30 protein-coding genes are annotated in these 27000 nt (G+C 35.5%); 27 read left to right on the top strand and 3 right to left on the bottom strand.

Annotation, left to right across the window (positions count from 1 at the left end; translation table 11 throughout):
- Positions 1-5 precede the first annotated feature (5 nt).
- Complete coding sequence (locus FB551_RS07860) at positions 6-1313, bottom strand: dihydrolipoamide acetyltransferase family protein (RefSeq protein ID WP_142016547.1); 1308 nt, start codon at positions 1311-1313, stop codon at positions 6-8.
- A gap of 63 nt (positions 1314-1376) precedes the next feature.
- Entirely contained in the window at positions 1377-2204 is an 828-nt protein-coding gene (locus tag FB551_RS07855; RefSeq protein ID WP_047429800.1) for an SAM hydrolase/SAM-dependent halogenase family protein, read from the bottom strand.
- Positions 2205-2337: 133 nt separating this feature from the next.
- On the opposite strand from FB551_RS07855, the gene FB551_RS07850 reads away from it, so the two are divergent.
- The 6 genes from FB551_RS07850 (at position 2338) to FB551_RS07825 (ending at position 7269) form a co-directional block, all read left to right on the top strand.
- Positions 2338-3297 carry a PhoH family protein gene (locus FB551_RS07850; RefSeq protein ID WP_142016544.1) on the top strand — a complete coding sequence of 320 codons (960 nt, stop codon included), beginning with the start codon at positions 2338-2340 and terminating at the stop codon, positions 3295-3297.
- A 119-nt stretch (positions 3298-3416) separates the two neighbouring features.
- Positions 3417-4079 (top strand): porin family protein, encoded by a 663-nt coding sequence (locus FB551_RS07845; RefSeq protein WP_047429803.1) that lies wholly within the window; start codon positions 3417-3419, stop codon positions 4077-4079.
- A 132-nt stretch (positions 4080-4211) separates the two neighbouring features.
- Positions 4212-4709 carry a hypothetical protein gene (locus FB551_RS07840; RefSeq protein WP_047429806.1) on the top strand — a complete coding sequence of 166 codons (498 nt, stop codon included), beginning with the start codon at positions 4212-4214 and terminating at the stop codon, positions 4707-4709.
- A gap of 458 nt (positions 4710-5167) precedes the next feature.
- Positions 5168-5812 carry an outer membrane beta-barrel protein gene (locus FB551_RS07835; protein WP_047429809.1) on the top strand — a complete coding sequence of 215 codons (645 nt, stop codon included), beginning with the start codon at positions 5168-5170 and terminating at the stop codon, positions 5810-5812.
- 75 nt (positions 5813-5887) lie between these two features.
- Entirely contained in the window at positions 5888-6550 is a 663-nt protein-coding gene (locus FB551_RS07830; RefSeq protein ID WP_142016541.1) for an outer membrane beta-barrel protein, read from the top strand.
- Positions 6551-6615: 65 nt separating this feature from the next.
- On the top strand, positions 6616-7269 hold the full coding sequence (locus tag FB551_RS07825) for a porin family protein (RefSeq protein WP_142016539.1): 654 nt from the start codon (positions 6616-6618) through the stop codon (positions 7267-7269).
- A gap of 68 nt (positions 7270-7337) precedes the next feature.
- On the opposite strand, the gene ffh is transcribed toward FB551_RS07825, so the two are convergent.
- Entirely contained in the window at positions 7338-8699 is a 1362-nt protein-coding gene (gene ffh, locus FB551_RS07820; protein ID WP_034695428.1) for a signal recognition particle protein, read from the bottom strand.
- Between the two features lie 175 nt (positions 8700-8874).
- Between ffh and FB551_RS07815 the strand changes: the two genes are divergently transcribed.
- The 21 genes from FB551_RS07815 to FB551_RS07715 all read left to right on the top strand — a co-directional run bounded on the left by FB551_RS07815 (position 8875) and on the right by FB551_RS07715 (position 26887).
- Positions 8875-9246: a hypothetical protein gene (locus tag FB551_RS07815; protein ID WP_142016535.1), complete on the top strand. Its 372-nt coding sequence runs from the start codon at positions 8875-8877 to the stop codon at positions 9244-9246.
- Positions 9247-9305: 59 nt separating this feature from the next.
- Positions 9306-10403: a F0F1 ATP synthase subunit A gene (gene atpB, locus FB551_RS07810; protein WP_142016532.1), complete on the top strand. Its 1098-nt coding sequence runs from the start codon at positions 9306-9308 to the stop codon at positions 10401-10403.
- A gap of 59 nt (positions 10404-10462) precedes the next feature.
- On the top strand, positions 10463-10654 hold the full coding sequence (gene atpE, locus FB551_RS07805) for an ATP synthase F0 subunit C (RefSeq protein WP_027384648.1): 192 nt from the start codon (positions 10463-10465) through the stop codon (positions 10652-10654).
- 88 nt (positions 10655-10742) lie between these two features.
- On the top strand, positions 10743-11240 hold the full coding sequence (locus FB551_RS07800; protein ID WP_110366266.1) for a F0F1 ATP synthase subunit B: 498 nt from the start codon (positions 10743-10745) through the stop codon (positions 11238-11240).
- Positions 11241-11242: 2 nt separating this feature from the next.
- A complete protein-coding gene (atpH, locus tag FB551_RS07795) occupies positions 11243-11782 on the top strand; it encodes an ATP synthase F1 subunit delta (RefSeq protein WP_047429828.1) in 540 nt (179 codons plus the stop codon).
- Positions 11783-11798: 16 nt separating this feature from the next.
- Positions 11799-13376 (top strand): F0F1 ATP synthase subunit alpha, encoded by a 1578-nt coding sequence (gene atpA, locus FB551_RS07790; protein WP_047429832.1) that lies wholly within the window; start codon positions 11799-11801, stop codon positions 13374-13376.
- A gap of 76 nt (positions 13377-13452) precedes the next feature.
- Positions 13453-14316 carry an ATP synthase F1 subunit gamma gene (gene atpG, locus FB551_RS07785; protein WP_047429835.1) on the top strand — a complete coding sequence of 288 codons (864 nt, stop codon included), beginning with the start codon at positions 13453-13455 and terminating at the stop codon, positions 14314-14316.
- A gap of 269 nt (positions 14317-14585) precedes the next feature.
- Positions 14586-15944 (top strand): hemolysin family protein, encoded by a 1359-nt coding sequence (locus FB551_RS07780; RefSeq protein WP_047429837.1) that lies wholly within the window; start codon positions 14586-14588, stop codon positions 15942-15944.
- Between the two features lie 10 nt (positions 15945-15954).
- Positions 15955-16260, top strand: coding sequence for an ATP-dependent Clp protease adaptor ClpS (locus FB551_RS07775; RefSeq protein WP_099049883.1), 306 nt, complete (start codon positions 15955-15957; stop codon positions 16258-16260).
- Between the two features lie 211 nt (positions 16261-16471).
- Positions 16472-17086, top strand: coding sequence for a uridine kinase (gene udk / locus FB551_RS07770; RefSeq protein WP_034697618.1), 615 nt, complete (start codon positions 16472-16474; stop codon positions 17084-17086).
- 4 nt (positions 17087-17090) lie between these two features.
- Positions 17091-17447, top strand: a complete 357-nt coding sequence (locus FB551_RS07765; protein ID WP_034697620.1) for an FtsB family cell division protein — start codon at positions 17091-17093, stop codon at positions 17445-17447.
- Positions 17448-17549: 102 nt separating this feature from the next.
- On the top strand, positions 17550-18713 hold the full coding sequence (locus FB551_RS07760) for a methylmalonyl-CoA mutase family protein (RefSeq protein ID WP_047429844.1): 1164 nt from the start codon (positions 17550-17552) through the stop codon (positions 18711-18713).
- A complete protein-coding gene (locus FB551_RS07755; protein ID WP_047429847.1) occupies positions 18713-19153 on the top strand; it encodes a DinB family protein in 441 nt (146 codons plus the stop codon). Before FB551_RS07760 ends, FB551_RS07755 begins: the two co-directional genes overlap by 1 nt.
- A gap of 57 nt (positions 19154-19210) precedes the next feature.
- Complete coding sequence (locus FB551_RS07750; RefSeq protein WP_047429850.1) at positions 19211-19594, top strand: GxxExxY protein; 384 nt, start codon at positions 19211-19213, stop codon at positions 19592-19594.
- A gap of 208 nt (positions 19595-19802) precedes the next feature.
- On the top strand, positions 19803-20948 hold the full coding sequence (locus FB551_RS07745; RefSeq protein WP_142016529.1) for a class I SAM-dependent methyltransferase: 1146 nt from the start codon (positions 19803-19805) through the stop codon (positions 20946-20948).
- Positions 20949-21086: 138 nt separating this feature from the next.
- The gene (locus FB551_RS07740) at positions 21087-21359 is read left to right on the top strand and encodes a hypothetical protein (RefSeq protein WP_047429856.1); all 273 of its coding nucleotides are present in this window, start codon (positions 21087-21089) and stop codon (positions 21357-21359) included.
- 158 nt (positions 21360-21517) lie between these two features.
- The gene (locus tag FB551_RS07735) at positions 21518-22897 is read left to right on the top strand and encodes a dipeptidase (protein WP_047429859.1); all 1380 of its coding nucleotides are present in this window, start codon (positions 21518-21520) and stop codon (positions 22895-22897) included.
- A 200-nt stretch (positions 22898-23097) separates the two neighbouring features.
- Positions 23098-24018: a T9SS type A sorting domain-containing protein gene (locus tag FB551_RS07730; RefSeq protein WP_142016526.1), complete on the top strand. Its 921-nt coding sequence runs from the start codon at positions 23098-23100 to the stop codon at positions 24016-24018.
- 211 nt (positions 24019-24229) lie between these two features.
- The gene (locus FB551_RS07725) at positions 24230-25153 is read left to right on the top strand and encodes a T9SS type A sorting domain-containing protein (RefSeq protein WP_142016523.1); all 924 of its coding nucleotides are present in this window, start codon (positions 24230-24232) and stop codon (positions 25151-25153) included.
- An 80-nt stretch (positions 25154-25233) separates the two neighbouring features.
- Positions 25234-25938, top strand: coding sequence for an SDR family oxidoreductase (locus FB551_RS07720; RefSeq protein WP_047429864.1), 705 nt, complete (start codon positions 25234-25236; stop codon positions 25936-25938).
- A 202-nt stretch (positions 25939-26140) separates the two neighbouring features.
- A complete protein-coding gene (locus tag FB551_RS07715) occupies positions 26141-26887 on the top strand; it encodes an electron transfer flavoprotein subunit beta/FixA family protein (RefSeq protein WP_047429867.1) in 747 nt (248 codons plus the stop codon).
- Positions 26888-27000 lie beyond the last annotated feature (113 nt).

Raw genomic sequence — 27000 nt, 5'->3', positions numbered from 1 at the left:
ATTACTTATATTTCAGTGTTCAGATCCCAGTTTTCAAGGTAGTCGTGAACGTGCTTCAGCATCATTCCACCTAAAGATCCGTCTACTACTCTGTGGTCATAAGAGTGAGACATGAACATTAAGTTTCTGATAGCAATTACATCTCCGTCAGCTGTTTCAAGAACTGCAGGCTTTTTAACGATGGCTCCAATGGCTAAAATAGCAACCTGAGGCTGAGGAATAATCGGTGTTCCCATCAGGTTTCCGAAGCTTCCTACGTTAGAAATTGTATACGTTGCTCCCTGAGTATCTTCCGGTCTTAATTTCTTGTTTCTTGCTCTGTAAGCTAAATCGTTGATTGCTTTTGCAAGACCTGAAAGTGATAACTGATCTGCATTTTTGATGACAGGAACAATAAGGTTTCCGTCCGGAAGGGCAGTCGCCATACCAATGTTGATGTTTTTCTTTTTGATGATATTCTCACCATTGATAGAAACATTGATCATCGGGAAATCCTGAATAGCTTTTACTACCGCTTTAACGAAAATAGGCATGAACGTCAGTTTTTCACCTTCACGTTTTTCGAATACCGCCTTGTTTTTATTTCTCCATTTTACAACGTTGGTAACGTCTGTTTCAATGAAAGAAGTAACGTGTGGAGCAATTTGTTTTGCTTTCACCATGTTTTCAGCGATGATCTTTCTCATTCTGTCCATTGGAATGATCTCATCACCTGCACTTACCGGAATGGTAGCTGCCGGAGCAGATGCTGCTTGTTGTGGAGCAGAAGTAGCCTGTACCGGAGCTGCCTGTTGAGCCGGCTTGCTTCCTCTGTTAGCAACATATGCCAATATATCTTCTTTGGTAATTCTTCCTTCTAAACCGCTTCCTTTGATAGATTTCAGTTCAGTTTCAGAAATATTTTCCTGTTGTGCGATAGATTTTACAAGTGGAGACAGATAAAGGTCTCCTGAGAATTCTACGTTTGAAGCAGCCACTGTTTGTAAAGGCTCTTCAATCGCTTTTAAAGTGTCAGCATCCGGAGTAGCTGCCGGAGTTTCATTTTTTACTTCTTCTGAAGCAGCGCCTTCTCCTTCAATTTCTAAAATAGCAATGGCTTCACCTACTTTTGCAACTTCATCTTTTTGCTTTAAAATTTTTACAATTTTCCCCGAAACTGGTGTCGGTACGTCTGAATCTACTTTATCTGTTGCAATTTCTACTACGGAGTCATCCTCCTTTACGTTATCACCTTCATTGAATAACCAAGTGATAATTGTCGCTTCCATAACACCTTCTCCCATGGAAGGAAGCAATAATTTGTATTCTGCCATTTTTGATTTTTAGATTTTGACAAATATATAAAAAAAATCGGTTTTTTTAAGAAATATATAATCTTAGCTAAATTCAATATAGATATTTTCACCTACATTCAGTCCAAACAGGCTTTTAGCGCCGTTTTTCTTACTTCCTTTGTAGATGGTAAGCTCCAATAACTGACTATCATTGAAGATAGCTGCAGACTGTCCGTGGAATTCGGTCTCCCGTTTCCAGTCTGAAACCACTTCTGTGTGGCTTGAAAATATTCTTGAAAGGCTTAAATTTCTGAATTTTATAGTAAAACTGCTGTAGCCTTTACTGATGTTTTCAAAAAAATCTTTATTGATATTTGATATTATATTTCCGAAATTATCAATGTAAGTAACTTCACCAATAATCATCCCTTCCGATTCATTATAAACCGCCCGTGGGAACATCAGCTGTTTTGCTGTGCTTATTTTTCTTCCTATGACTTCAGGAAGTCCGCCATTGGCGAGATGCACTGCTGCAGGAACAAAAATGTCCGTAGATGTGAAGTTGATAACATCATCAAAACGGTTATTCAGCGTAAGCTCGTAGATGGCTTCCGGTTTTATATCAAAAAATATGAGGCTTAAAAGGCCATTGTCTGCCGCCAGGAAGTATGATCCGTCTGCTTTATAGAGGATATTCTTTCTTGATTTGCTGTAAAAACTGTCTACAGAAAGAATGTGAATGCTTCCTTTAGGAAAATATTTATAAGCATTTCTTACAATATACGAAGTTTGTATAAGGTTGAATGCCTGGATTTCGTGGGTGATATCAATAATATTAACCTCAGGGTTTAGAGACAGAATTTTGCCTTTCACAGCGGCAACTCTGTAATCTAAATTTCCGAAATCCGAAGTAAGGGTAATAATTGACATGAGCAATTTATAGAATAGTGTAGTATTGCAAAGTTATTTAAAATAAAAAGAAAGCCCGAAAGATTGTTGAAAAGAATTTGATATAAATTTGAAAAAAAGCTTTAATTTTAAAATCTAAAAATAAAAATACTGCATGTTTGAATTAACATATGATTTGGAAGATATCGATGCGAAAATCTTCTATGGAGTTAATAACCAATATTTCAACTTAATAAAATCAAGCTTTCCAACCATTAAAATTACAGGACGAGATCATTTCATCTTTGCCATGGGAAATCAGGAAGCTTTAGACATACTGAAACAAAAACTGGATGATATTGTCAGTTTTATCTCCAAAAACAATTCAATAGGGCTGAAAGATGTTGAAAATATATTGAATATTAAAGATGAAAATGAGAAACAACTGATATTTGACCAGGATATCATTGTAAAAGGAGTAAACGGAAAAGTAATTAAAGCTAAGACGACCAATCTTAAAAAGCTGGTAAAAGAAACGGACAAAAAGGACATGGTTTTTGCCATTGGTCCTGCAGGTACCGGAAAAACATATACCAGTGTAGCATTGGCAGCAAGAGCTTTGAGAGATAAAGAAGTAAAAAGAATTATCCTGACAAGACCAGCTGTAGAAGCGGGAGAAAGTCTGGGATTTCTTCCTGGGGATCTTAAAGAAAAGCTTGATCCGTATTTACAGCCTTTATATGATGCGCTTCGTGATATGATTCCGCATGAGAAACTGGAAGGCTTCATGGAAAAGAAAGTCATTGAAGTAGCTCCATTGGCTTTCATGAGAGGACGTACGCTGGATGATGCTTTTGTGATTCTAGATGAAGCGCAGAATACCACTCATGCGCAGATGAAAATGTTCCTTACCAGAATGGGGATGAATGCCAAGTTCATTATCACAGGTGATCCTAGTCAGATTGATCTTCCTAAAAACCAGCAGTCCGGGCTGAAAGAGGCCATGAGAATTTTAAATGGAGTAAAAGAGATCGGATTTGTACATCTTACGGAAGAAGACGTGGTAAGACATCCGGTGGTAAGAAAGATTATTCTGGCTTATAACGATGAAGAGAAAAGACTAAGAAACGACTAGTGGATATGAGTAAAAGTTTCCGTTAACCTTTTATTAACCTTAAATTGGTTAGTTAAAATTTGTTAATTTGAAAAAAATAATTAGTTTTGCAGACCTTATAATGTAAAAACTAATTAAACATGAAAAAACTTTTACTTGTTGCAGCGGTCGCTGCTATGGGAATTTGTGCCAACGCACAAGAATTTCGATTTGGTCCAAAAGCCGGTTTCGCAATGTCTACGATTAAACTGGACGATAAGCAGGATGATCTTGAGGGGAGAAAAATGTCTCCGAAATACACCTTCTATATCGGTGGGATGGCTGAGTACAAATTCAATGATAACTTTGCTGTTCAGGGGGAAGTTTTATATTCACCACTGGGAGCTAAAGAAAAAATAGATGGAGTAAATGCCGGAGGGATGTATTTTGGTGAATCAACAAAAGTGACTTTTGGAACTCTTTTGGTTCCGGTTTCTGCAAAATACTTCATTACAGAAGGTTTCTCAGTAGCAGCCGGTCTAAACGTGGGAATCATTCTTACGGCTAAACAAAAGTCTGTAATTGGTTCAGACTTCCTTGATGTGGAAGTGGAAGGTGAAGGCGGTGATGTAGATATTAAAAAAGATATCAAATCATTAAACCTTGCTCCGTTCTTAGGCGTTGAATATATGTTGGAAAACGGACTTTTCTTTGATGCAAGATACAGCTTAGGGGTATCAAACCTATCTAACGACAATAGCGGAGGTACTGTAAAGAACAGTTTTGCCCAGGTGGGTGTAGGTTTCAAATTCGGAGGAAACTAATTCTTAAATTTTTTAATATCAAATAATATAATGCAGGACAAAATTTGTCCTGCTTTTCCCGTTATAGTATGATTTATTCTAATAATAAAAATAATTAGTACTTTTGCAAGGTAATTCAAAGCTACTAAAAAAATGAAAAAACTATTATTACTAGGTGCTTTTGCACTTTTAGGAGGTGCTGCTCAAGCGCAGGAAGGTTTTAAAATCGGTGGACATATTGGTGTTCCTGTATCTGATGCAAGTGATGTATCTTCGTTTACATTAGGAGTGGATGCAGCTTATATGTGGAATATTGCCAAAGGTTTCGACCTTGGGGTAACCACAGGATATTCTCATTTCTTCGGAAAAGATCACTTTGACGATTTCGGATTTGTTCCTGTAGCTGTTTCCGGGAAATATAAATTTAAAGGAGCTCCTGTTTTTGTAGGATTAGACCTTGGATATGGTATTTCTACAAAGGATGGGGTAGATGGCGGTTTCTATGCACAGCCTAAATTTGGATACCAGATGTCCAAAGGAGAGTTGTATATCGGATATCAGTCTATCAGTAACAGACGTGATTATGGTTGGTACAAACATAATTGGAACGTAGGAGCTGTAAACTTAGGATTTAATTTCTTCTTGAAATAACAAAAGCAATTGCATATGAGAACTCCGGCCGAAGGCCGGAGTTTTTTTGATTACTTATATAAAGGCTGTACGGATTCCTGATCTTAAATTTTTAGTAGAGTGGATCTATAACGGTTAAGAAAGTAAAAAGAATCTTAAATAATAAACATTTGTTTAAATTTTAAGAGTTAATAACTTTGAAATTAACAGTTTAGGTTAATTAATTTTAGCATTTTTCCAGAGTTCATGGGGTTTTAGAAAAAAAAGCAAAATTAAAAAAAACAAATATATTCAGCTCTTGTTGAAAAAAAGTGATTTTTTTATTCATAAAATTGTGAAAAACTTAATAACATCTCTTAACTAGGATTTATTTTTATAAAACATTAAATTTTAACAATGATATTAATCACATTAACAAATTTTAATATTAGTGGGGACCACTGTAAATTTGCCCTCAGAAAGTATTAAAATTTTTTAAAATGAAAAAAATATTATTAGCGGGTGCTGTTGCACTTTTCGGTTTATCAAACGCTCAGATTGCTAAAGGAACTACATATTTATCAGGATCTGTTGGTTATTCTCAAGTAGAATCTAACAACGGTAACGATAAAAAAGAAAACTTCAACGTATTACCTACAGTTGGATATTTCGTAAACACTAACTTAGCAATCGGATTAGGAGTTGGTTACCAAACTGAAAAAAACACCCTAACTACTACTCTTGGTAACACAGTAGGAGAAAGCATTACTAAGCAGCCAGCTTTTGTTGTTGCTCCATTCGTAAGAAAATACTGGACTTTATCTGACAAATTATATTTCTTCGGACAATTGGCAGTTCCAATGCAGTTCGGAAAAACTGAAACTGAAACTAACTCACAAACTACAGTAGGAAACTCTACAGTTTATACTTCTACTTCTACTGAAGCTAAATACACTAAAATTGGTGTAACTGTTAAGCCAGGTTTAGATTATTTCTTAAACAAGAACTGGTCTATCGAAGCTACTATCGGTGAGTTCGGTTATAGCAACTACAAGCCAAAAGATGGTGATGCTACAAACAACTACAACTTCGGATTGAATTTATCTTCTGTAACTTTCGGAGTTAAATATGTATTTGCAAAATAATAAACAAAGCATATAGCAAGAAAGCCCTGAGAAAATCTTAGGGCTTTTTTTCTATACAAAACTAATATAATAATCATGAAAAAAATCGTATTGATGGGTGCTGTTGCACTTTTCGGTTTATCAAATGCACAGATTGCAAAAGGAACTTCTTATCTTTCCGGTCAGGTAGGATATTATCACAGTGAAAAGGACGAATTCAACACTAACAGAAAGGATGATGTGATCAGAATCCTTCCTACAGCAGGGTATTTCGTTACTAATAACCTGGCCGTGGGACTTGGTTTAGGTTATAAAAGTGCTGTCACAAAATACAGATTGGGCAATCCTGCCATCAGTAATGTATTTGAAGTTAAATATACAGATAATGCCTTTGTGGTAGCTCCATTCGTGAGAAAATACTGGACTTTATCTGATAAATTATATATCTTCGGACAGTTACAGGTTCCATTGGAGTTCGGCAAGGAAAAAATGAAAGCAAACAGTAATATTAACGATGCGGATCCTTTGCTTACAGCTGCATTGAACAGAGAAAATAACTATACCAATATCGGAGTGAATATCAAACCGGGGCTGGATTATTTCGTGACTAAAAACTGGTCTATTGAAGCTACAATTGGGGAATTCGGATACAATACTTACAAAAGAGACATTGACGGGGCAAAAAGAGCTGATGATTACAAATTTGGTATCAGTTTAACTTCCGTGACTTTTGGAGTTAAATATGTATTTGCAAAATAAAATAGATATATTTGCCCTGAGATAGCTATCTTAGGGCTTCTTTACTATAAAACTATTTAATAATCATGAAAAAAATCTTATTAGCATCTGCCATTGCTTTATTTGCGGGGTTGAATGCACAAACTACATTCGGACTAAAAGCGGGGTATGCTTTATCAACATTAAATTCTGATGCTAACAGTGTCGATTTTGGCGGAATAGGAGCAAGCCTTGAGTCTAAATCCGGTTTTTATATCGGAGGTTTGGTTGAGCATAAACTGAACAATAAATTTGCGTTACAGGGAGAAGTGGAATATGCTAACCTGGGAGGAAAAGCAGTGGTAAAAGCTTCCGGAGTTACCGTAACGGAAAAACTGCACTTTAACAGAATTGTTATTCCTGTATCTGCAAGGTATTATGCAACTCCTGAACTGGGACTTTATGCAGGTCCGTATGTAAGTTTCAGAACCAATACAAAAGCTAAAATTGAAGTGAGTGGAGCTCAGTCGAATCCAGGCGCTATCAGCGAAGGTGAAAAATATCTTGAAAACTATTTTGATGATGGGCTGAAGTCCACAGAATTTGGTTTGTTTTTAGGGGCTGATTATAATCTATACAAAGGATTATTCGTGGATGCACGTTACAGCTTTGGTCTTACCAATATGATTAAAAATCCTGTAGATGGAGAAAAACTAAAAATGAATTTTTTCCAGTTAGGAGTAGGGTATAAGTTTAAATAAACATATATCTATATAAAATAAAAACTCTCAGAATTTCTGAGAGTTTTTTATGAATAATTTTACCTTTTTTATTTTCCAAACATTCCACCCATTCCAGGCATATTTGGCATTTTGCTCATCATCTGCATCATTTGCTTCCCTTGAGGCCCCTGCATCATCTTCATCATTTTACCCATCTGATCGAACTGTTTCATCAATTGATTCACATCTTCGATTTTTCTACCGGCACCTTTGGCAATTCTGCCTTTTCTCTGTGTATTGATGATAGAAGGTCTTCTTCTTTCTTCAGGAGTCATAGAGTAAATGATGGCTTCAATATGCTTAAACGCATCATCACTGATTTCTACGTCTTTGATTGCTTTTCCAACTCCGGGAATCATTCCCATCAAATCCTTCATATTACCCATCTTCTTGATCTGATTGATCTGCTTAAGGAAATCGTCAAAACCAAATTCGTTTTTGGCAATTTTTTTATGAAGTTTTTTAGCTTCTTCTTCATCGAACTGCTCCTGAGCTCTTTCTACTAAGGAAACAACGTCTCCCATTCCCAGGATTCTGTCTGCCATTCTTTCCGGGTAGAAAAGATCTAAAGCTTCCATTTTTTCTCCTGTAGAGATAAATTTAATTGGCTTTTCAACAACAGAACGGATTGTTAATGCAGCTCCACCTCTGGTATCACCATCTAGTTTGGTTAAAACAACTCCGTCAAAGTTCAAAGCATCGTTGAATGCTTTTGCTGTATTCACGGCATCCTGACCTGTCATTGAGTCAACAACAAATAGTGTTTCATTGGGTTTAATGAAGTAATGAACAGATTTAATCTCGTTCATCATCTGCTCATCGATTGCCAAACGACCTGCCGTATCCACGATCACAACATCATGACCGTTTGATTTTGCAAAATTGATGGCGTTTTCAGCAATCGTAGAAGGGTTTGTAGAGCCTTCTTCAGTAAAAACAGGAACATTAATCTGTCCTCCCAATACTTTCAGCTGGTCAATTGCTGCAGGACGGTATACGTCACAGGCTACCAATAAAGGTTTTTTATTTCTTTTTGTCTGTAAATAATTAGCAAGCTTTCCCGAGAAAGTTGTTTTACCAGATCCCTGAAGACCTGCAATAAGAATTACAGTAGGTTTTCCTGAAAGATTAATTCCTTCCTGAGAGCCTCCCATCAGATCTACCAATTCATCATGAACAATTTTTGTCATCAACTGTCCCGGAGTAAGGGAAGTAAGAACGTTTTCTCCTAATGCTTTATCCTGAACTCTCTTTGTAAGATCTTTCGCAACTTTATAGTTAACGTCGGCATCTACCAACGCTCTACGGATTTCCTTTACGGTTTCCGCAACATTGATTTCAGTAATTTTTCCTCTTCCGGAAATATTGTGTAATGCCTTGTCTAATTTATCCTGTAAACTATTAAACATATTGATTGTAAATTATAGGTTTGCAAAAATAAGGAATTTTTAGCATATGCAAAGTGTTTGAATGCGTAATATTATATATATACGTAATATTATTATAGACAAGAAAAATGATAAATATCAAATCATAGTATAATCCGATAGAAAAAGTCTATTTTTGCGATCAATTAAATATAGAATGAAAATCAATCCCAATATTCTTGTTGTCATTTTATTCTTTCTGACTTTCCTGGTACATTTTTCCCTTTGGAAATTTGTTTTTCACCTGGATGAAATTGTGATCATCAAATTTTATCTTTTTCTAAGCGTCATGTTTATGATGATGATCACGCTTGTAATTTTAATTAATAGAGTAGCACCACAATTTTTAGGATTGTCTGTTATTGGTTTGATCCTTTTAAAATTTGGTTTAATGTACTTAATCAGAAAAAAACTGAACTTTGAAGTGATTCCTGGCTATAAATTTCATTTTATCATTCCTTATTTTGTCCTGACAGCACTGCTTACATACTACGCGATCGGGTTAATTAATCATGATAAAAAACAGTAAAATTATTTATTGAAACTAGAAAAAATATCATATTTTTGCACAACGAAAAAAACCTATCAATGTTTAAGAAATTCGCAGTTTTATTTTACAGTATTTTTGTATTAAACTTAGTGTCTGCACAGCATGGTGAGGCCACCACTGGTGAGGCTCCTGCTAAAGAGCTTTCAGAGAAAGACAAAGTAACTAAAGAAAACAAAGAGTTCATCGATCATCACTTGTTGGATGCTCATGATTTCACATTGATGGTTGATAAAGATGGTCATCATATCGGTTTTCCTCTTCCTGTTATTTTTTATGATAATGGATTCCATTCTTTTATGAGTAACAAAGAAGGATTTATGCATGGAGAACCAACTGAAGTAGATGGAGCTTATTATGTATTACATCATGAGAAGATCTATAAAACAGACGAAAAGGGAACTATTACTCTGGATAAAGATCATCATCCAACACAAGAGAGAGTTTTAGATCTTTCTATCACAAAAAGTGTATTGATTATCATTTTGGTGGCAGTTTTCATGTTTGTGTTGTTTGTTGGTATGGCTAAGTCTTATAAGAAGTCTGCAGTTCCTACAGGAGTAGCAAGATTCTTAGAACCTTTGGTGATTTTTGTAAGAGATGAAATCGCTCTTCCTAACATTGGACATAAGTATAAGAGATTTATGGGGTATTTATTAACCGTATTCTTCTTTATTCTTTTTCTTAACGTTTTAGGATTGATGCCTTTTGGAATTAATGTTACAGGTAATATTACAATGACATTCTTCCTTGCTATTCTTACGTATTTGATTACAACATTCTCAGCTAACAAAGATTACTGGAAACATATCTTCTGGATGCCAGGTGTTCCGGTTCCGATGAAATTCATTATGTTGCCAATCGAATTATTAGGAACTATTACTAAGCCATTCGCTTTGATGATCCGACTTTTTGCAAACATGACTGCAGGTCACATCGTAGTAATGACTTTGATTGGATCTATCTATATCTTTAAAAACTGGATCGCAGGAGTAGCATTTCCATTCTTAACATTAGTAATTTATTTACTTGAAGTTTTGGTAGCATTCCTACAGGCATATATCTTCACAATGCTATCTGCTTTATTTATCGGAATGGCAGTTGAAGAGCACGAGCACGAACATCACGCTGCTCACTAATTAAAAGTTAAAAAGAGAAATTAAACAAATATTAAAACAATTTTTTAAAATTATATATTATGGAAATCCCTAGAATTATTGGTGCAGGTCTTATCGTACTAGGTGTAGGTATCGGTCTTGGTAAAATCGGAGCTGCTGCTCTTGAAGCTATCGCTAGACAGCCTGAGCAATCTGGAAAAATCCAAACTGCTATGCTTATTGCAGCTGCACTAGTTGAAGGTGTTGCATTTGCTGCGTTATTCGCATCATAAGCCAAACAAAACTAAAACATTGTTGCAGCGGTTGGCTGCAGCAATGTTAATTTTAAAAAAAAAGTAATAATTATTTATACATTATATAATGGAATTAATTCATCAGTTTTCATCAGGACTATTTATTATCCAGTCTGTTATTTTTCTAGCATTATTATTTTTGTTAGGTAAATTCGCTTGGAAGCCAATTTTAAAGTCAATCGACGACAGAGAAACATCTATTGTTGACGCTCTTAATCAAGCTAAATTAGCAAGAAAAGAAATGGAAACTTTAAAAGAGGATAACGAAAGAATCATTCGTGAAGCTAAAATCGAAAGAGATGCTATCCTTAAAGAAGCCAGAGAAATTAAAGACAGAATCGTAGGAGAAGCTAAAGATGCTGCTAAAGCTGAAGGAGACAAAATGATCGAAGCTGCTAAGCAGACTATCAACGCTGAGAAAAATGCTGCAATGGCAGACATCAAAACTCAAATTGGTACTTTATCTGTAAACATTGCTGAGTCTATCCTGAAGCAAAAGCTAGACAACAGCGAAGCTCAAAACGAATTAGTTCAAAATTATTTAAACAAATCAAACCTTAACTAAGAATGCTTACATCTAAAGTAGCTAAAAGATACGCACAAGGTTTACTTGACTTCACCAACGAATCAGGGCAAACGGCTACTGTATTTTCTGAAATGAAAGATGTAGTAAAGGTAATGACTGAATCTAAAGATTTAAACAAGTTTTTCCTTACTCCTTACATCGATTCTAAAAAGAAAATAGAAGTAGCAAACGAAATATTCAAAGGTTTATCTGTTTCTTCTCAAAACCTGATCAGATTGGTCATTAAGCATGGACGTGAAAACCAATTGAAAAATATTGCTCAGGAATTTATCAACAAAGTAGAAGACCTTAGTGGTGTACAGAGAGTAACGCTTACTACAGCAACTCCGCTTTCAAAAGAGAATCTTGACCAGATTTTAAGATCTACAAATCTTGTAAATGCTGATTCAAACTTTGATCTGAAAGTAAATGTGAAACCTGAAATTCTTGGAGGATATGTTCTGAGAGTAGGTGACCAGCAGGTAGATGCGTCTGTGAAGACAAAATTGAACCAAGTTAAAAAAGATTTCCAATTAAATTAAGAAAAACAACCATACAATGGCAGAAATAAATCCGGCAGAAGTATCTGCGATCTTAAAACAGCAATTGGCCAACTTCGATACTCAATCAAACGTTGAGGAAGTAGGTACAGTTTTAACCATCGGTGATGGTATTGCTCGTGTATACGGGTTAGAAAACGTACAATACGGAGAGTTGGTGAAATTTTCTAGTGATGTAGAAGGTATTGTACTTAACCTTGAAGAAGACAACGTGGGGGTTGCTCTACTTGGTGAAAGTAAATTAGTAAAAGAAGGTGATACAGTAAGAAGAACAAACAGAATCTCTTCTATCAAAGTAGGAGAAGGTATGTTAGGAAGAGTAGTAGATACTCTTGGTAACCCAATCGATGGTAAAGGTCCTATTACTGGGGATTTATACGAAATGCCATTGGAAAGAAAGGCTCCTGGAGTTATCTTCAGACAGCCGGTAACTGAGCCTTTACAGTCTGGTATCGTTGCAATTGATGCGATGATCCCTGTAGGAAGAGGTCAGAGAGAGCTTATCATTGGTGACAGACAAACAGGTAAAACTACTGTTGCGATTGATACGATCATCAACCAAAAAGAATTCTTTGATGCTGGTAAGCCAGTATATTGTATATATGTTGCTATCGGTCAGAAAGCTTCTACTGTAGCACAAATCGTTAAAACTCTTTCTGATAAAGGAGCTTTAGCTTATACGGTAATCGTTGCAGCTAACGCATCAGATCCGGTTCCAATGCAGGTATATTCTGCAATGGCAGGAGCTTCTATCGGTGAGTTCTTCAGAGACACTGGTAGACCAGCACTTATCGTTTATGATGATTTATCTAAACAAGCTGTTGCTTACCGTGAGCTTTCTCTACTATTGAGAAGACCACCGGGCCGTGAAGCTTATCCTGGAGACGTTTTCTACCTTCACTCAAGACTATTGGAAAGAGCTGCAAAAGTAATCGCTGATGACGAAATTGCTAAGCAAATGAATGATTTGCCAGAGTCTCTTAAGCCAATCGTAAAAGGTGGTGGTTCATTAACAGCCCTTCCAATTATCGAAACTCAGGCTGGTGACGTTTCTGCATATATCCCTACAAACGTAATCTCTATTACAGACGGACAGATTTTCCTGGAGTCTGATCTATTCAACTCAGGGGTTCGTCCTGCGATCAACGTAGGTATCTCTGTATCAAGGGTAGGAGGTAACGCTCAGATCAAATCAATGAAAAAAGTTTCTGGTACATTGAAGCTAGACCAGGCTCAATATAAAGAATTGGAAGCGTTTGCTAAATTCGGTTCTGACCTTGATGCTTCTACTTTAGCAGTGATCTCTAAAGGAGAAAGAAACGTAGAAATCCTTAAGCAGCCGGTAAATGCACCACTTCCTGTAGAAAGTCAGGTAGCGATCGTATACGCTGGAACAGAAAACTTAATGAGAAACGTTCCATTGAACAAGATCAAAGAATTCCAATACGAATACATCGAGTTCCTTAAATCTAAGCACCCAGATACAATGGCTGCTATCAAGGCTGGAAAAATCGATAACGATATTACAGGTGTTCTTAAGCAGGCAGCTAACGATTTAGCTTCTAAATACAACTAAAAAATTCAATGTTTAAGGTTTAAAATATAGCGTTTTAAGCCTTAAACTTTAGACCTTAAACTTTGAACCCAAATTAATGGCAAACTTAAAAGAAATACGAGGCAGAATTACGTCAATTTCATCTACGATGCAGATTACACGTGCTATGAAGATGGTTTCCGCGGCGAAACTTAAAAAAGCACAGGATGCAATCGTAATGTTAAGACCTTATTCTGAAAAATTACAGGAGCTTATCCAGAATGTAAATTCTAGCTCTGATCCTGATCAGATTTCTGTATATGCTCAGAAAAGAGAGGTTAAAAGAGTACTATTCATCGCTGTTACTTCAAACAGAGGTCTTGCGGGAGCTTTTAACTCTTCTATCGTAAAAGAGCTTAACCTTCAGTTCCAGAACAATGCCCAGTACGAGGTTGAAGTTCTTCCTGTAGGTAAAAAAGTATATGATGCTGTAAGAAGAAACCGTACGGTATATACTAATGGAAGTTCTGTTTATGATAATCTGAATTTTGATGCAGTTGCTCATATCACTGAAGGGGTAATGACGAGCTTCAGAGAAGGTAAATTTGACGAAGTTTATGTTATCTATAACAAATTCGTTAATGCTGCTACTCAGGAAGTAACTACAGAACAGCTTCTTCCGATCTCAATGCCGGAAAATACTGAGCCACAGGTTGAAACAGATTATATCTTTGAACCTAACAGAGCTGAAATCCTGGATAACCTGATTCCAAAGTCTATCAAAACTCAGGTTTTCAAAGCCATCTTAGATTCAGTAGCATCTGAGCACGGAGCGAGAATGACTGCAATGCACAAAGCAACAGATAACGCTCAAGCTTTAAAGAATGATCTTGTAATCTTCTACAACAAAGCAAGACAGGCTGCAATTACCAACGAAATCCTGGAAATTGTTTCCGGAGCAGAAGCTTTGAAAAATTCATAAAGAATTATTCTATTATACAAATAAAAGCACCGATAATTTCGGTGCTTTTTTGTTTACAAAGGGCTGAAACAGTCAGGGGTTGTTCAAAAATCACGTTTTTATAAGAAAAGGACAGTTTGTTTCAATTGTTTTTTTTTATTAAAAATTAGCAGTATTATATCGTGTTGTATTTTCTGAAGAAAATTCCTTCATCGAAATAATCTATCCCGGATTCAGGTTATTTTTATTTTGCATATCTTTGTAGCTAATAAAATTTATACAATCTCTAAATGGACTCGGACATAGTCAGGCTTTTGCTGGCCTTATTTCTTGTTTTACTAAATGGCTTCTTCGTAGCCGCAGAATTTTCAATTGTTAAAGTTCGTTACTCACAAATTCAGTTAAAGGCTGCAGAAGGAAATTCTATGGCTAAACAGGCAGAACATATCATCAAACATCTTGATGAATATCTTTCGGCTACACAATTAGGAATTACATTGGCATCCCTTGCCCTTGGTTGGGTAGGAGAAAGTGCTTTGCACCATGTGGTTGAAAGCCTCTTTCATTCGTTTAATATAGACTTGACGGAAACAACGATTACCACAATTTCAGTGGTGACCAGTTTTGTATTGATTACCATCATGCACATTGTGTTTGGTGAGCTTATTCCGAAATCAATCGCGATCAGAAAGTCTGAAGCAACTACAATGGCAACAGCTGTTCCGTTGAGAGTTTTCTATACGATTTTTAAACCGTTTATCTGGTTGATGAACTCCATGTCAAACGGATTCCTTAGACTGGTTAAAATTCACCCGGCTTCAGAGCAGGAAATTCACTCTACGGAAGAACTTCAGCTTTTGGTAAAACAAAGTGCAGACAGCGGAGAAATTGAAGAAGAAAACTATGAGATTATTAAAAATGCATTTGATTTTACAGATCACTCTGCCAAGCAGATCATGGTTCCAAGACAGAATATTACTTCTATAGACTTTGAAGAAGATATCAATGATATTATCAATAAAATTATGGACAGCGGATACTCCCGTATTCCCGTTTATATTGATTCCATTGATAATATAATCGGAATTTTCTACACAAAGGAAATTATAAGAGAATTTGTGAAGAGAAAGGGAAATCTGGACCATGAAGATCTTAAAGACTTAATGCGTGATGCCTTCTTCGTGGTGGAAAGCAAAAAAGTTTCAGACTTATTGAAGACTTTCCAGCTTAAAAAACAACATATTGCCATTGTTATCGATGAATTTGGTGGAACAGAAGGAATTATCACACTGGAAGACATTCTGGAAGAGCTTGTGGGAGAAATTCAGGATGAAGAAGATGATGAAGAAAAAATCGTTGATAAAATAGCGGATAATACCTATTGGGTACAGGCCACGCAGCCGTTGGACGAAATTAATGAATTCCTTCCTAAAAAACTTCCTCTTTCCGAAGAAAGCGAATACAACTCACTGGCCGGATTTATTCTTTATGAGCTGGAAGAAATCCCTGAAGAAAACCAGGAATTTGACCTTGAAGATTATCACTTTAAAATTCTGAAAATGAATAATAAAAGTGTAGAACTGGTGGAGCTGGTTTATCAGGAACCTAATGCTATTGATAATCTGGCGGACAAAATAGGAGAAGTTTAAAAGCATGAGAATGAATTTTTATAACAGCATAAAAGATTACGAAAATCCAAAACGTCAGTACGAAGAAGAAGTTCTCGTCTTAGATGATACGGATGAAGTTTATAAACTGGTACTGCATAACGATGATATTCATACTTTTGATTATGTAATAGACTGTCTGATCGAAATATGCAAGCATACCCTGGAACAGGCTGAACAATGTACAATTCTTGTTCATTATAAAGGCAAGTGTACCGTAAAAACAGGCTCAATGGATGTTTTGAAGCCTATGCATGAAAAATTAATTTCGCGTGAATTAACAAGCGAAATCGTATAAAATAAAAAGCCGACAAATTAATTGTCGGTTTTTTTTATGGAATTCGGAGGAGATAGTGGAGGAAGGGCAATACATCACAAAAACTGAAAGGCTTCCAGCTAATCTCTCAATCTTTAAGTGCTTTAATCTTTTAATTTCTCAACACACTTACATTGCCATATTTTATCTAAAATAGTATATTTGTACCAACTATAAAGAAACAAAAAAAACAATGCTTGTAATAGGAATTGCCGGTGGTACAGGATCCGGCAAAACTACAGTTGTTGATAAGATACTTCAGCAGCTTGATATTGAGGGAATGAATATCCTCTCTCAGGATAATTATTATCACGACAACCAAGGTCTTACACTGACGGAAAGAGAAGCTCTTAACTATGACCATCCAAAATCAATAGACTTTGACCTACTGATAAAACATGTAAAAGCTTTAAAAAATAATGAATCTATTGAACAGCCGATTTATAGCTTTGTTACCCATTCCAGAACAGGAGATCATGTTACTGTAGAACCTAAAAACGTATTGGTGGTAGAAGGAATTCTTGTTCTGACCAACAAAGAATTGCTGAAAGAATTTGATTTGAAAGTATTTGTTCATGCAGATTCTGACGAAAGACTGATCAGGAGGATCAGAAGAGATACCCAGGAAAGGGGAAGAGATCTGAGCGAAGTATTACACCGCTATCAGACTACATTGAAACCAATGCATCAGGAATTCATCGAGCCGTCTAAAAATGATGCCGATCTTATCATTCCCAATATGAAACAGAATTCCGTAGCGATTGATTTTTTAACTACCGTTATTAAAAATTCGTTGAAAAAACATTAAAAAAATGGAAGAAAACAACCTTATCAAAGACATTCAGCCGAAATCTGAAACCTTCAAACTTATCCAGAAATATGTTTTGAACAAGTATACCATTACGATCTGTCTGTTTTTGGTATGGATGATTTTTTTCGATAAAACCTCATTTCTGGTTATTAATGAACTGAATGGCGAGATTCATAAGTATGAAGATCAGCTGGATTATTATAAAAAAGAATACGAGAAAAATGATGCTTTTTATAAAAAGCTGATGAACAACAAGTCAGAAAAAGAAAAGTACGCAAGAGAGAATTATTTTATGAAAAAACCGAATGAAGAGATCTTCATTCTGGTAGTAGACAGCACAAAAGTGGCTAAAAAGTAATAAAAGTTGAATAGAATGACGTTAAGGTGAAATGTATTTTAGTTTATAAAAATTCACTTGCAAAGCAGAATCACCATTAACCATTCACAAATAAAAAAACTAATGTCAAATACAGATATACTTTCAAACTGGGAAAATCTAGTCAAAAAACAGCTTAAAACAGAGGATATTTACCCTGTTTTAGAGAAACAGAATCTGGAAGGAGTAGAGGTGAAGCCTTTTTACACAGAGGTACAGAAACCTTTGGTCAACCTGCCACGAGTTGAAGAAAGCACCCATTTGGTAGCGAGATACCATGAAAGTCTGGAAGAAGAAGTATTTGCATTTATCCTTGATCAGAATGTTGAAAACCTGGATCAGAAAACTCTTTTTGTTAATAATAAAGATCTGGCGGGGCATATCAGCCCTAAAGAAGAAGATCAGTATTTTTCACTGATTGATGTTTTTAATGAAAAAGAGGCCACTATTGATGATCAGCTGGTAAAAGAATTGCTGTCAAAAGATTTTAAAAGAAATATTTGTATAGACATTTCACTCCATCAGAATGCCGGAGCTGCTATCTACCAACAGCTTGGAATTGCCCTTGCAAAAGCTAAGGAACTGGCAGAAGTATATGGTGCTGAGGTCTTAAATAAACTGATTTTCAGAATAGCAGTAGGAGGAAGTTATTTCTTTGAAATGGCTAAACTGAGAGCTTTTAAAATCGTTTTTAACCAACTTTCCAAAGAATATGGACAGGATGAAGTTCCTTACATCTTTGCTGAAACTTCGCTGCGAAATAAAGCCGTTTCTGATAACGAAAACAACCTTATCCGTTCTACCCTGGAACTTGCTTCTGCAATGATCGGTGGGGCAGACGCTGTTTTCTCCAACAATTATCTTGTTGACAGAAGTACAGATAATTCGGAAGAAATCTCTTTCAAACAACAGATTGTTCTGGCATACGAAAGTATTATCAACGTATTTGAAGATGCATCGAATGGAAGTTACTATGTAGAAGATATTACCCGTCAGTTTGCAGAAAAAGCATGGGCTTTATTTATTGAAATAGAAGAAGCAGGAGGATATCTTGAACTATTGAAACAAGGCGTTATTCAGAAAAAAATCTATGATCACGCGATTGAAGAACAGCAGTGGATCGAAGAAGGGAAAATAAAGCTGATAGGAGTGAATTTATACCCTAAACTAGACGTTAAAAAGTCTGTTGCTGATCTCTATGACGAAAAAGAAATAAAAGCGGTACGCTGGGCGGAAATGTTTGAGTAATGAAAGAAAAACTGATAGATTTATTTGAATATACCTATCATTTCAACGCTGAGATGATTAAAGTTATTTCTGAAAACAGAGAGCTTATTGACGATAAAACGATCAGTTTAATAAATCATACCCTTAATGCACAACAGATCTGGAATGCCCGGATATTAGGAGAGGAAACCTTTGAAGTATGGCAGATCAATCCCTTCGAATCCCTGGAGGAGATTAATCATAAGAATTTTCTTAAAAGTATTGACATTATCAGTAATCTTGATTTGGATAAAAGAATAGAATATCAGAATTCAAGAGCGACAAAGTTTGAAAACACTATTTTTGAAATGCTTTTTCATGCCGTCAATCACTCCACCTATCACAGAGGACAAATCAATTCTTTGCTTAAGCAAAACGGTATAACTCCGGTAGCGGCTGATTATATTTCTTATAAGAGATAATTTGATCATTTCTAACAAGATTTTGTGTAGATTTATGAAACACAAAATGCAAATGTTATGAAAGAAAATGAGATAAGTTTTTATATCAGAAAATCTATATTTTCTGTTTATAATGAACTTGGACCAGGTTTATTGGAAAAAGTTTATGAGAAGGTTTTGGCTTGCGAATTGGAAAATAATGGTTTAAAAGTGAAGACTCAGGTTCCGATGAAGGTTAAATTCAGGGATATTATTATTGATTCTGGTTTTGTTGCCGATATAGTTGTTGAAGATAAAATTATTATAGAAGTAAAAGCCGTAACGGAAATAGCAAATATTCATCATCAACAGTTGTTAACCTATTTAAAGTTAACAGGATTGAAATTAGGAATTTTGGTGAACTTTAATACTGATTTTATCAGTAAAAGTATTTTTCGGAAAGTAAGAGGGAATTTAGAATAATATTCCAAAATGGACAACAGATGGCACAGATTTTCCAGATGATTGCACATATTTTTTTAACTTTCAATGATAATGTGTATTCTGATACGTAAAATGAAACATTAAGCATCTATGGAGATTTTTTATGCGGTTAAGAATGAATAAATTCAAATATTTAAAATTACGTAAATAAATAAAACATAAACATCTGTGAAAATCTGTGTCATCTGTGGTTAAATTACTAAACAAAGACATTCAAGACTATATCAATGCAAATCTGAATACAGATTTACATACATTATTATTAAAAAAATCGCCATTTCCAGAAGCTTCTATGCATGAAATTGTACAGCAGATCAAAGGAAAACAGGTGGCGGTAAGGAAATTTCCGTTTCTCTTAAAAGAAGGCATTCTCTTCCCACCACAGCTTAATCTGGAACAGTCTTCTTCAGAAAAAACAGCTCTTTATAAATCAGAATTTCTAAAAGGAAATACATTCATTGATCTGACAAGCGGTTTTGGTATCGATGCTTATTATCTGTCTCAAAATTTTGAGAATGTCACTTTAATAGAGCAAAATACAGAGCTTTTAAAGGTTGTTGAAAATAACTGGGGTATTTTAGGTCGAAAGGCAAGATTTATCAATGCTAAGCTTGAAGATTTTCTGAACGGGAATCAGGAACACTTTGATGTTATTTATCTTGATCCGGCGAGAAGAGACGAACAAAAAAACAAAGTTTTTCTTTTGGAAGATCTGTCCCCCGATATTCTTGAAATTCATGAACAATTACAGTCTATTTCCAATCTGGTAGTCATTAAACTTTCCCCGCTTATTGATCTTAAATATCTTGTGTCGGTGCTGCCTGGTATTTCAAGAATAGATATTATTGCTCTGAAAAATGATGTGAAAGAAGTTGTAGTATTTCTTTCCAACGAAAATACTAACAAGATTATATGTAATTGTGTGAACCTTGAGAGCAATGAATCTGTCTTTAGCTTTACATTTGGGGAAGAAGAAACTGCTCATTCCGAATATTCTGAACCTGAAAGATATCTATATATCCCCAATCATTCCATTTTGAAGGCTGGAGTCTTCAATTTGATTTCCCAGAAATTCGGATTAAAAAAACTTCATCCCAACAGTCATCTTTATACTTCTGACGAAAAAATTGAAAGCTTCCCGGGGAGAATTTTTGAAATGGAATATGTTGATTCTAAAAGTATTAAAAAGAAAAGTCAGTTTAATATTATAACAAAAAATTATCCTCTAAAACCTGATGAAATCAAAAAGAAATATGGTTTAAAAGATGGAGGAGATCAATATCTTATTTTTACCCAATCCAAAAAAGGGAAAATAATATTAAAATCAGTATAAAAATGTTGCCGAAAAAAGCAGGATTTCTTACTTTTGGGCAATCAAAAATTTAAGCATGAAATCGCTTGCTGTCTGGAAGGTCGTCATAGACCAAAATAGTGCGGTTTCATATTACCTTTTAAAAAAATAATTTTACATATGAAAAAATTAGTTATATGTTTAGCGATTGCAACGGTAGCGGTAAGCTGTAAGAAAGTTCCTCAAGGAGGAAACAGAGGTACTTTGAAACTTGAAGAAGGAGTAGAAAGATATTCTGACGACCCTCAGGGAGAAGCTCACGGACATGAAGCTGGAGCTGCAGAGCATAAAGAAGAGGCTCATGCAACACCAGAAGCTGCTGCTCCAAAAACAGACAGTACTGCGGCTGCAAAACCTGCCGAAGCTGATAAGGCACCAAAAGCTGAACACTAATTAGAAGTACAAAATATATAAGTGCCCTGTTTCTGCAGGGCATTTTTTTATTAAAAAAGAGGGCTATAAGATTCATTAGCACAACGTTGGGAAAATCCTTCCTTTTTGTTTGTCCCTGCCGGGCATTTTTTTTAATTTTAACAAAATAAATTTTTACAATGCAAGAGACATTAAATTACATTAACGAAAACAAACAGCGTTTCGTGGATGAATTATTTGAGTTATTGAGAATTCCTTCTATTTCTGCAGATCCCGCGTATAAAGATGACGTTTTGAAATGTGCAGATGTAGTGGCGGCACACCTTAAAAATGCAGGAGCTGATAATGTGGAAGTTTGCCAGACAAAAGGATATCCAATTGTTTTCGGAGAGAAAATTTTAGATAAAAGCTTACCTACTGTATTGGTGTACGGACACTATGATGTTCAGCCGGCAGACCCGTTGGAATTATGGACAAAGCCACCATTCGAGCCTTATATTGAGAAAACTGAATTACATCCTGAAGGTGCCATTTTTGCCAGAGGTTCTGCTGATGATAAAGGACAGTTCTTCATGCATTTGAAAGCTTTTGAAGCAATGATGAAGACTAATGCTCTTCCTTGCAACGTAAAATTTATCTTAGAAGGAGAAGAAGAAGTAGGATCTGTAAGCTTAGGAGACTGGGTCAATGAAAATAAAGAGAAATTAGCTTGTGACTGTATTTTAATTTCTGATACTCATATCTATAGCAACGAACAACCAACGGTAACAACAGGTTTAAGAGGTTTAAGTTATGTGGAAGTAGAAGTGGAGGGTCCAAACAGAGACTTGCATTCAGGTCTTTATGGTGGAGCAGTGCCAAACCCTATTCACGTTCTTTCAAGAATGATCGCTAATCTGATCGATGAAAACGGTCATATCACTATTGACGGGTTCTACGACAATGTTGAAACTGTTTCAGATGCTGAAAGAGCTGAAATGAACAAATTAAAAGACAATCCGGAAGAATTCAAAAAATCAATCGGACTAAGCAATATTGAGGGAGAAAAAGGATATACCACTTTAGAAAGAACATCTATCCGTCCTACTTTAGACTGCAACGGAATCTGGGGCGGTTATACAGGAGAAGGAGCAAAAACAGTAATTCCTTCAAAAGCTTTTGCTAAAATTTCGATGCGTCTGGTTCCTTATCAGACTCCTCAGGAAATTACAGAGAAGTTCACAAAATATTTTGAAAAGATTGCTCCGGATACCGTAAAAATTAAAGTAACCCCTCACCACGGAGGTATGCCTTACGTTTTACCAACGGATACGAAAGAATTTGCTGCTGCAAAACAGGCAATGGAATCTGCTTTCGGAAAAGAAGTTCTTCCTTACAGAGGAGGAGGAAGTATTCCGATTACAGCCATGTTTGAGCAGGTTTTAGGCGCTAAATCCGTATTAATGGGCTTTGGGTTGGATTCTGATGCGATCCACTCTCCAAACGAACATTACGGATTATTCAATTTCTATAAAGGAATTGAAAGTATTCCTTTGTTCTTTGAGAATTATTCAAAGTAATTAATCGAAAATATAATATCATAAGGTATTTCTGCAAAGAAATACCTTATTTTTTGTTCTATTATCAACTGTTAGCAGAGCCTTTTTCAAGAATTTTAAAATTAAATCCACTGAAAATAAAAGGGTTAATTTTTTATTTGCAATAAGTTATTTCACTATTCATTGAAAGTTTATATTTTTAATACAAAACTTGATTTACTATGAAAAAATACTACTCAATTGCATTTTTGCTATCATCAATATGTTTTTTCGCCCAACAGTCTGTTTCCTTTGAACCTATTGAGGGATTCAACGTTGGAGATATCAATGGACAGGCCGGCTGGATCAGTACTCCCACCGGAGGGGTACCGGAAAATGTTACCCATCAAACCATCAGTTTTGATAAAGCAAGCGACGGAAGCCGTTCCCTGAGAATTGTTAAAGAAAATACGTATGGAACGCAGGCTGAGCCAATCATCGGAGGTTTTTATAATCTGCCGGCTCCTCTTTCCTACAATAATTTTTCTGTATCATTCGATATCAATATGTCGCAGCTCAACGGTTCTGACTTTGGTTTTCAGGGAGTAAATAATATTGATGACCAGTTTGTAGTAAGGGTGGATTTTGGAAAAACCGGATGGATAAAGATTCTGGATATGTTATCCGGCACACAGAATCTTATTTCTACACCCTCAGCCTGGCTGGCGAACATGTGGTATCGGTTAAAAGTTGTGGGAAGCGCTACGGATGTCAGGTATTACCTTAATGACCTGCTGATCTACACAGGAACAGCAGCAAATTCCCTGAATATAAATCAGCTTCGTTTTGTTCATAACAATTCGCTGGGATCAGCGTATATTGATCATATTAAAATTAATAGCGAGCTGGGAACAATGGGGGTTCAGGAATCCGGTGTAAATCCTGAAAAAATATCTCTCTATCCTAATCCTGCAAATGATTTTATCAATATTAATACGGCTACCAAAGTAAAAAGTATAGAGCTCTATGACGAAACAGGTAAGCTTATAAAGACTGAAATAAACCATAATAAAATAGAGGTAAAAGGCTTACCCAAAGGAATATACATGATCAATATAAAAACTGAAGTAAGGAATTTTACTGAAAAAGTGATCATCAGATAAATTATTTTATACCTCTGAAAACATGTACTCTTTTTAGTATTTTGATGAATTTGTGGATGATTTTTCGGAATTGATGTTTTTCCTTAGATTTAATATCTTTATTGGTTTTGGTTAAAAATATTATGTTAATTTTATAATAAGTGTAAAATATTCATACATTTTGCTTTTTAGATTTAAAACATATATATTTGTTCGAAACTAAAAAAATATCATGAAGAAACTTTACATTTTCGCAATTTCGTTGATTTCAATATCATCTTTTGCTCAGCAGACTATTTCTTTTGAAGCCAGTGAAGGGTATACAGCAGGAAATATTAATGGACAGCAGGGCTGGGTTACTACTAATAATGGAGCAACACCACCAGTATATCTGACAAGCCAATTGGTATCAGCTGAAATGGCAAGCCAGGGTTCAAACAGTTTTAAAATAACAACAGATGCACCTTACGGACCACAGCAGAGTCCTGTAATGGGTGGTTTCTATACCTTTGCCACCCCATTAACGTATAATAGCTTTACCCAATCATTTGATGTAAGACTGACTCAAAAAAGTACATCGAGTTCAGATTTTGTTTTTAGAACAGTAAGTACAACAGGAGCAGGGGGAATCGTTACTTATATTGATTTCTCTTATGATGGATCCATTCTGCTTGCAACAGCAGGCTCAAATAATTTGGTCAATACCAATCAAACCTGGAATGCCAATACATGGTACAGGGTAAAAATAGTTTCCACAGCTACGGGAATCCAGTATTATCTTAATGATACTCTGATTTACACGGGCCAGCCATTCAGTAACAATAATATTAACAGAATGGATTTTGTACATGATAATTACGGAGGTTCTGCCTATATCGATAATATCAAAATTAATAATGAAGCTGCACTGTCTACAAAAGATGCAGTTAAAAATGACGTAAAACTGTCTATCTATCCAAATCCGGCTACTGATATTATAAAAATCACAACACCAAATAAAATCAAACATGTTGAAGTATATGATATGTCTGGAAAGAAAGTGGATGTAACGTTAAACGGAGATCAGGTAAATGTTCGAAACCTGGCGGCCGGAGCTTACTTACTGAATGTAGAAACAGAAGGAAGAAACTTTACAGAGAAGTTCATCAAAAAATAATTACTGATAAATCTTAGGATCAGCAAAACGCTCCAATTGGAGCGTTTTTGTTATTTTAGAGAATTAAAAATTTTAATCATATGTCAGATCAGAAAACAGCTTATATAACAGGAGGAACCAAAGGAATAGGTTTCGGGATTGCGAAAATTTTACTTGAAAATGGAATTGCTGTAGCATTTTCAGGAAGAAAACGGGATGATGTAATGAAGGCGGAAGAAGAACTTAAGCAATATTCAGAAAATGTTTTGGGGATTGTTTCTGATGTAAGAAGCCTGGAAAGTGAACAGGAAGCTGTGAAATACACCGTTGAAAAATTCGGAAGACTGGATTATATCATTGCTAATGCAGGATTAGGTATTTTTAAGCCCGTAGATGAACTGACGGCAGAAGAATGGAATGATATGATTGAAACCAATCTTACAGGCGTTTTTTATACCTTAAAAGCTTCCGTGGAAGAACTGAAAAAGACCGAAGGGTATTATATTACAATTTCCAGTCTTGCAGGAGCTAATTTCTTTGAAAACGGAACAGGATACAATGCTTCAAAATTCGGCGTGGTAGGTTTCACACAGGCAGCCATGATCGATTTAAGGAAATACAATATTAAATCTACTGTGATTATGCCAGGATCTGTAGCTACTCATTTTAACGGAAATATTCCGTCTGAAAAAGACAGTTGGAAGATTCAGCCCGAAGATATGGGGAATCTTGTACTGGATATTTTAAAGATGAATCCGAGAGTTTTGCCAAGTAAAATAGAGTTTAGGGCAACAAAACCAGCTTAGTAACTACATCTAATGTATTGAATAATAATTTAATAAGTATTATGCATGCATAATATATTTTTTATTTATATTAGCAAAAATTAATTCAAACAAATTCTCTGCATAAACAGTCATGATTTTATGCGCCAAAAGGGAAAAAATAAAATAGTACACGTGAAACCTTAAGGTTACATATGACCCATAAAAAAATTAAGAACAACATATGAAAATATTAGTTTGCATTAGTAGTGTTCCGGATACTACTTCCAAAATTAACTTTACAGCAGATAAGTCTGCTTTCGACAAAAACGGAATTCAGTGGGTAATTAATCCTCTAGACGAATTTGCGTTGACAAAAGCGGTTAAACTTCAGGAATCTCAGGGAGCAACAGTAACAGTAATCAACGTAGGTGATGCTGCTACAGAACCTGTAATCAGAAAAGCTTTGGCCATTGGTGCTAACGATGCGGTAAGAGTAAATCTTGATCCAAAAGACAGCTATTCTACAGCAAAAGAAATTGCAGCTGTAGCTCAAAACGGAGGGTATGATCTTATCCTTTGCGGAAAAGAATCTATCGATTATAACGGAGGTTCTGTTCCGGGAATGGTTGCTCAGTTATTAAACCAGCCTTTCGTAAACGCTTCAGTAGGATTAGACGTAAACGGAAGCGAAGCTACTGCAGTAAGAGAAATTGAAGGGGGAAAAGAAACTATTTCAGTAAAATTACCAGCAGTTATTGCAGGTCAGAAAGGATTAGTAGATGAGAAGGATCTTATCATCCCGAATATGAGAGGAATTATGTCTGCAAGAACAAAACCTTTGCAGGTAGTAGAACCTTCTTCTTCAGAAGTAAAAGTTCAGGGAGTATCTTATGACAGCGTTCCACCAAGAGCTGCTGTGAAAATGGTTTCTCCTGATAATCTGGATGAATTGGTAAGATTACTTCACGAAGAAGCTAAAGTAATTTAATAAGAACCAAGTAAAAAGTAAAAAGATTCAGGATGGTACTGATGGGATTTAGTTCATTACTATTCAATACATTAACAACCTGTAATCCTGAACGTTAAACCTTAAACAACTTA

The organism is Chryseobacterium aquifrigidense, assembly GCF_006716485.1.
GTDB lineage: Bacteria > Bacteroidota > Bacteroidia > Flavobacteriales > Weeksellaceae > Chryseobacterium > Chryseobacterium vietnamense.
This window is presented reverse-complemented; position numbering and strand designations above follow the sequence as displayed.

Bases quoted from the DNA above. Each gene is read 5' to 3' on its own strand.
- FB551_RS07850 (WP_142016544.1), top strand. From the start codon at position 2,338: ATGTTTGAATTAACATATGATTTGGAAGATATCGATGCGAAAATCTTC.
- FB551_RS07765 (WP_034697620.1), top strand. From the start codon at position 17,091: ATGGAAGAAAACAACCTTATCAAAGACATTCAGCCGAAATCTGAAACC.
- FB551_RS07775 (WP_099049883.1), top strand. From the start codon at position 15,955: ATGAATTTTTATAACAGCATAAAAGATTACGAAAATCCAAAACGTCAG.
- atpB (WP_142016532.1), top strand. From the start codon at position 9,306: ATGTTTAAGAAATTCGCAGTTTTATTTTACAGTATTTTTGTATTAAAC.
- ffh (WP_034695428.1), bottom strand. From the start codon at position 8,699: ATGTTTAATAGTTTACAGGATAAATTAGACAAGGCATTACACAATATT.
- atpA (WP_047429832.1), top strand. From the start codon at position 11,799: ATGGCAGAAATAAATCCGGCAGAAGTATCTGCGATCTTAAAACAGCAA.
- FB551_RS07730 (WP_142016526.1), top strand. From the start codon at position 23,098: ATGAAAAAATACTACTCAATTGCATTTTTGCTATCATCAATATGTTTT.
- FB551_RS07720 (WP_047429864.1), top strand. From the start codon at position 25,234: ATGTCAGATCAGAAAACAGCTTATATAACAGGAGGAACCAAAGGAATA.
- FB551_RS07755 (WP_047429847.1), top strand. From the start codon at position 18,713: ATGAAAGAAAAACTGATAGATTTATTTGAATATACCTATCATTTCAAC.
- FB551_RS07860 (WP_142016547.1), bottom strand. From the start codon at position 1,313: ATGGCAGAATACAAATTATTGCTTCCTTCCATGGGAGAAGGTGTTATG.
- FB551_RS07855 (WP_047429800.1), bottom strand. From the start codon at position 2,204: ATGTCAATTATTACCCTTACTTCGGATTTCGGAAATTTAGATTACAGA.
- FB551_RS07835 (WP_047429809.1), top strand. From the start codon at position 5,168: ATGAAAAAAATATTATTAGCGGGTGCTGTTGCACTTTTCGGTTTATCA.
- FB551_RS07780 (WP_047429837.1), top strand. From the start codon at position 14,586: ATGGACTCGGACATAGTCAGGCTTTTGCTGGCCTTATTTCTTGTTTTA.
- udk (WP_034697618.1), top strand. From the start codon at position 16,472: ATGCTTGTAATAGGAATTGCCGGTGGTACAGGATCCGGCAAAACTACA.
- FB551_RS07735 (WP_047429859.1), top strand. From the start codon at position 21,518: ATGCAAGAGACATTAAATTACATTAACGAAAACAAACAGCGTTTCGTG.
- FB551_RS07740 (WP_047429856.1), top strand. From the start codon at position 21,087: ATGAAAAAATTAGTTATATGTTTAGCGATTGCAACGGTAGCGGTAAGC.
- FB551_RS07750 (WP_047429850.1), top strand. From the start codon at position 19,211: ATGAAAGAAAATGAGATAAGTTTTTATATCAGAAAATCTATATTTTCT.
- atpG (WP_047429835.1), top strand. From the start codon at position 13,453: ATGGCAAACTTAAAAGAAATACGAGGCAGAATTACGTCAATTTCATCT.
- FB551_RS07800 (WP_110366266.1), top strand. From the start codon at position 10,743: ATGGAATTAATTCATCAGTTTTCATCAGGACTATTTATTATCCAGTCT.
- FB551_RS07830 (WP_142016541.1), top strand. From the start codon at position 5,888: ATGAAAAAAATCGTATTGATGGGTGCTGTTGCACTTTTCGGTTTATCA.
- FB551_RS07845 (WP_047429803.1), top strand. From the start codon at position 3,417: ATGAAAAAACTTTTACTTGTTGCAGCGGTCGCTGCTATGGGAATTTGT.
- FB551_RS07760 (WP_047429844.1), top strand. From the start codon at position 17,550: ATGTCAAATACAGATATACTTTCAAACTGGGAAAATCTAGTCAAAAAA.
- atpE (WP_027384648.1), top strand. From the start codon at position 10,463: ATGGAAATCCCTAGAATTATTGGTGCAGGTCTTATCGTACTAGGTGTA.
- FB551_RS07725 (WP_142016523.1), top strand. From the start codon at position 24,230: ATGAAGAAACTTTACATTTTCGCAATTTCGTTGATTTCAATATCATCT.
- atpH (WP_047429828.1), top strand. From the start codon at position 11,243: ATGCTTACATCTAAAGTAGCTAAAAGATACGCACAAGGTTTACTTGAC.
- FB551_RS07815 (WP_142016535.1), top strand. From the start codon at position 8,875: ATGAAAATCAATCCCAATATTCTTGTTGTCATTTTATTCTTTCTGACT.
- FB551_RS07715 (WP_047429867.1), top strand. From the start codon at position 26,141: ATGAAAATATTAGTTTGCATTAGTAGTGTTCCGGATACTACTTCCAAA.
- FB551_RS07825 (WP_142016539.1), top strand. From the start codon at position 6,616: ATGAAAAAAATCTTATTAGCATCTGCCATTGCTTTATTTGCGGGGTTG.
- FB551_RS07840 (WP_047429806.1), top strand. From the start codon at position 4,212: ATGAAAAAACTATTATTACTAGGTGCTTTTGCACTTTTAGGAGGTGCT.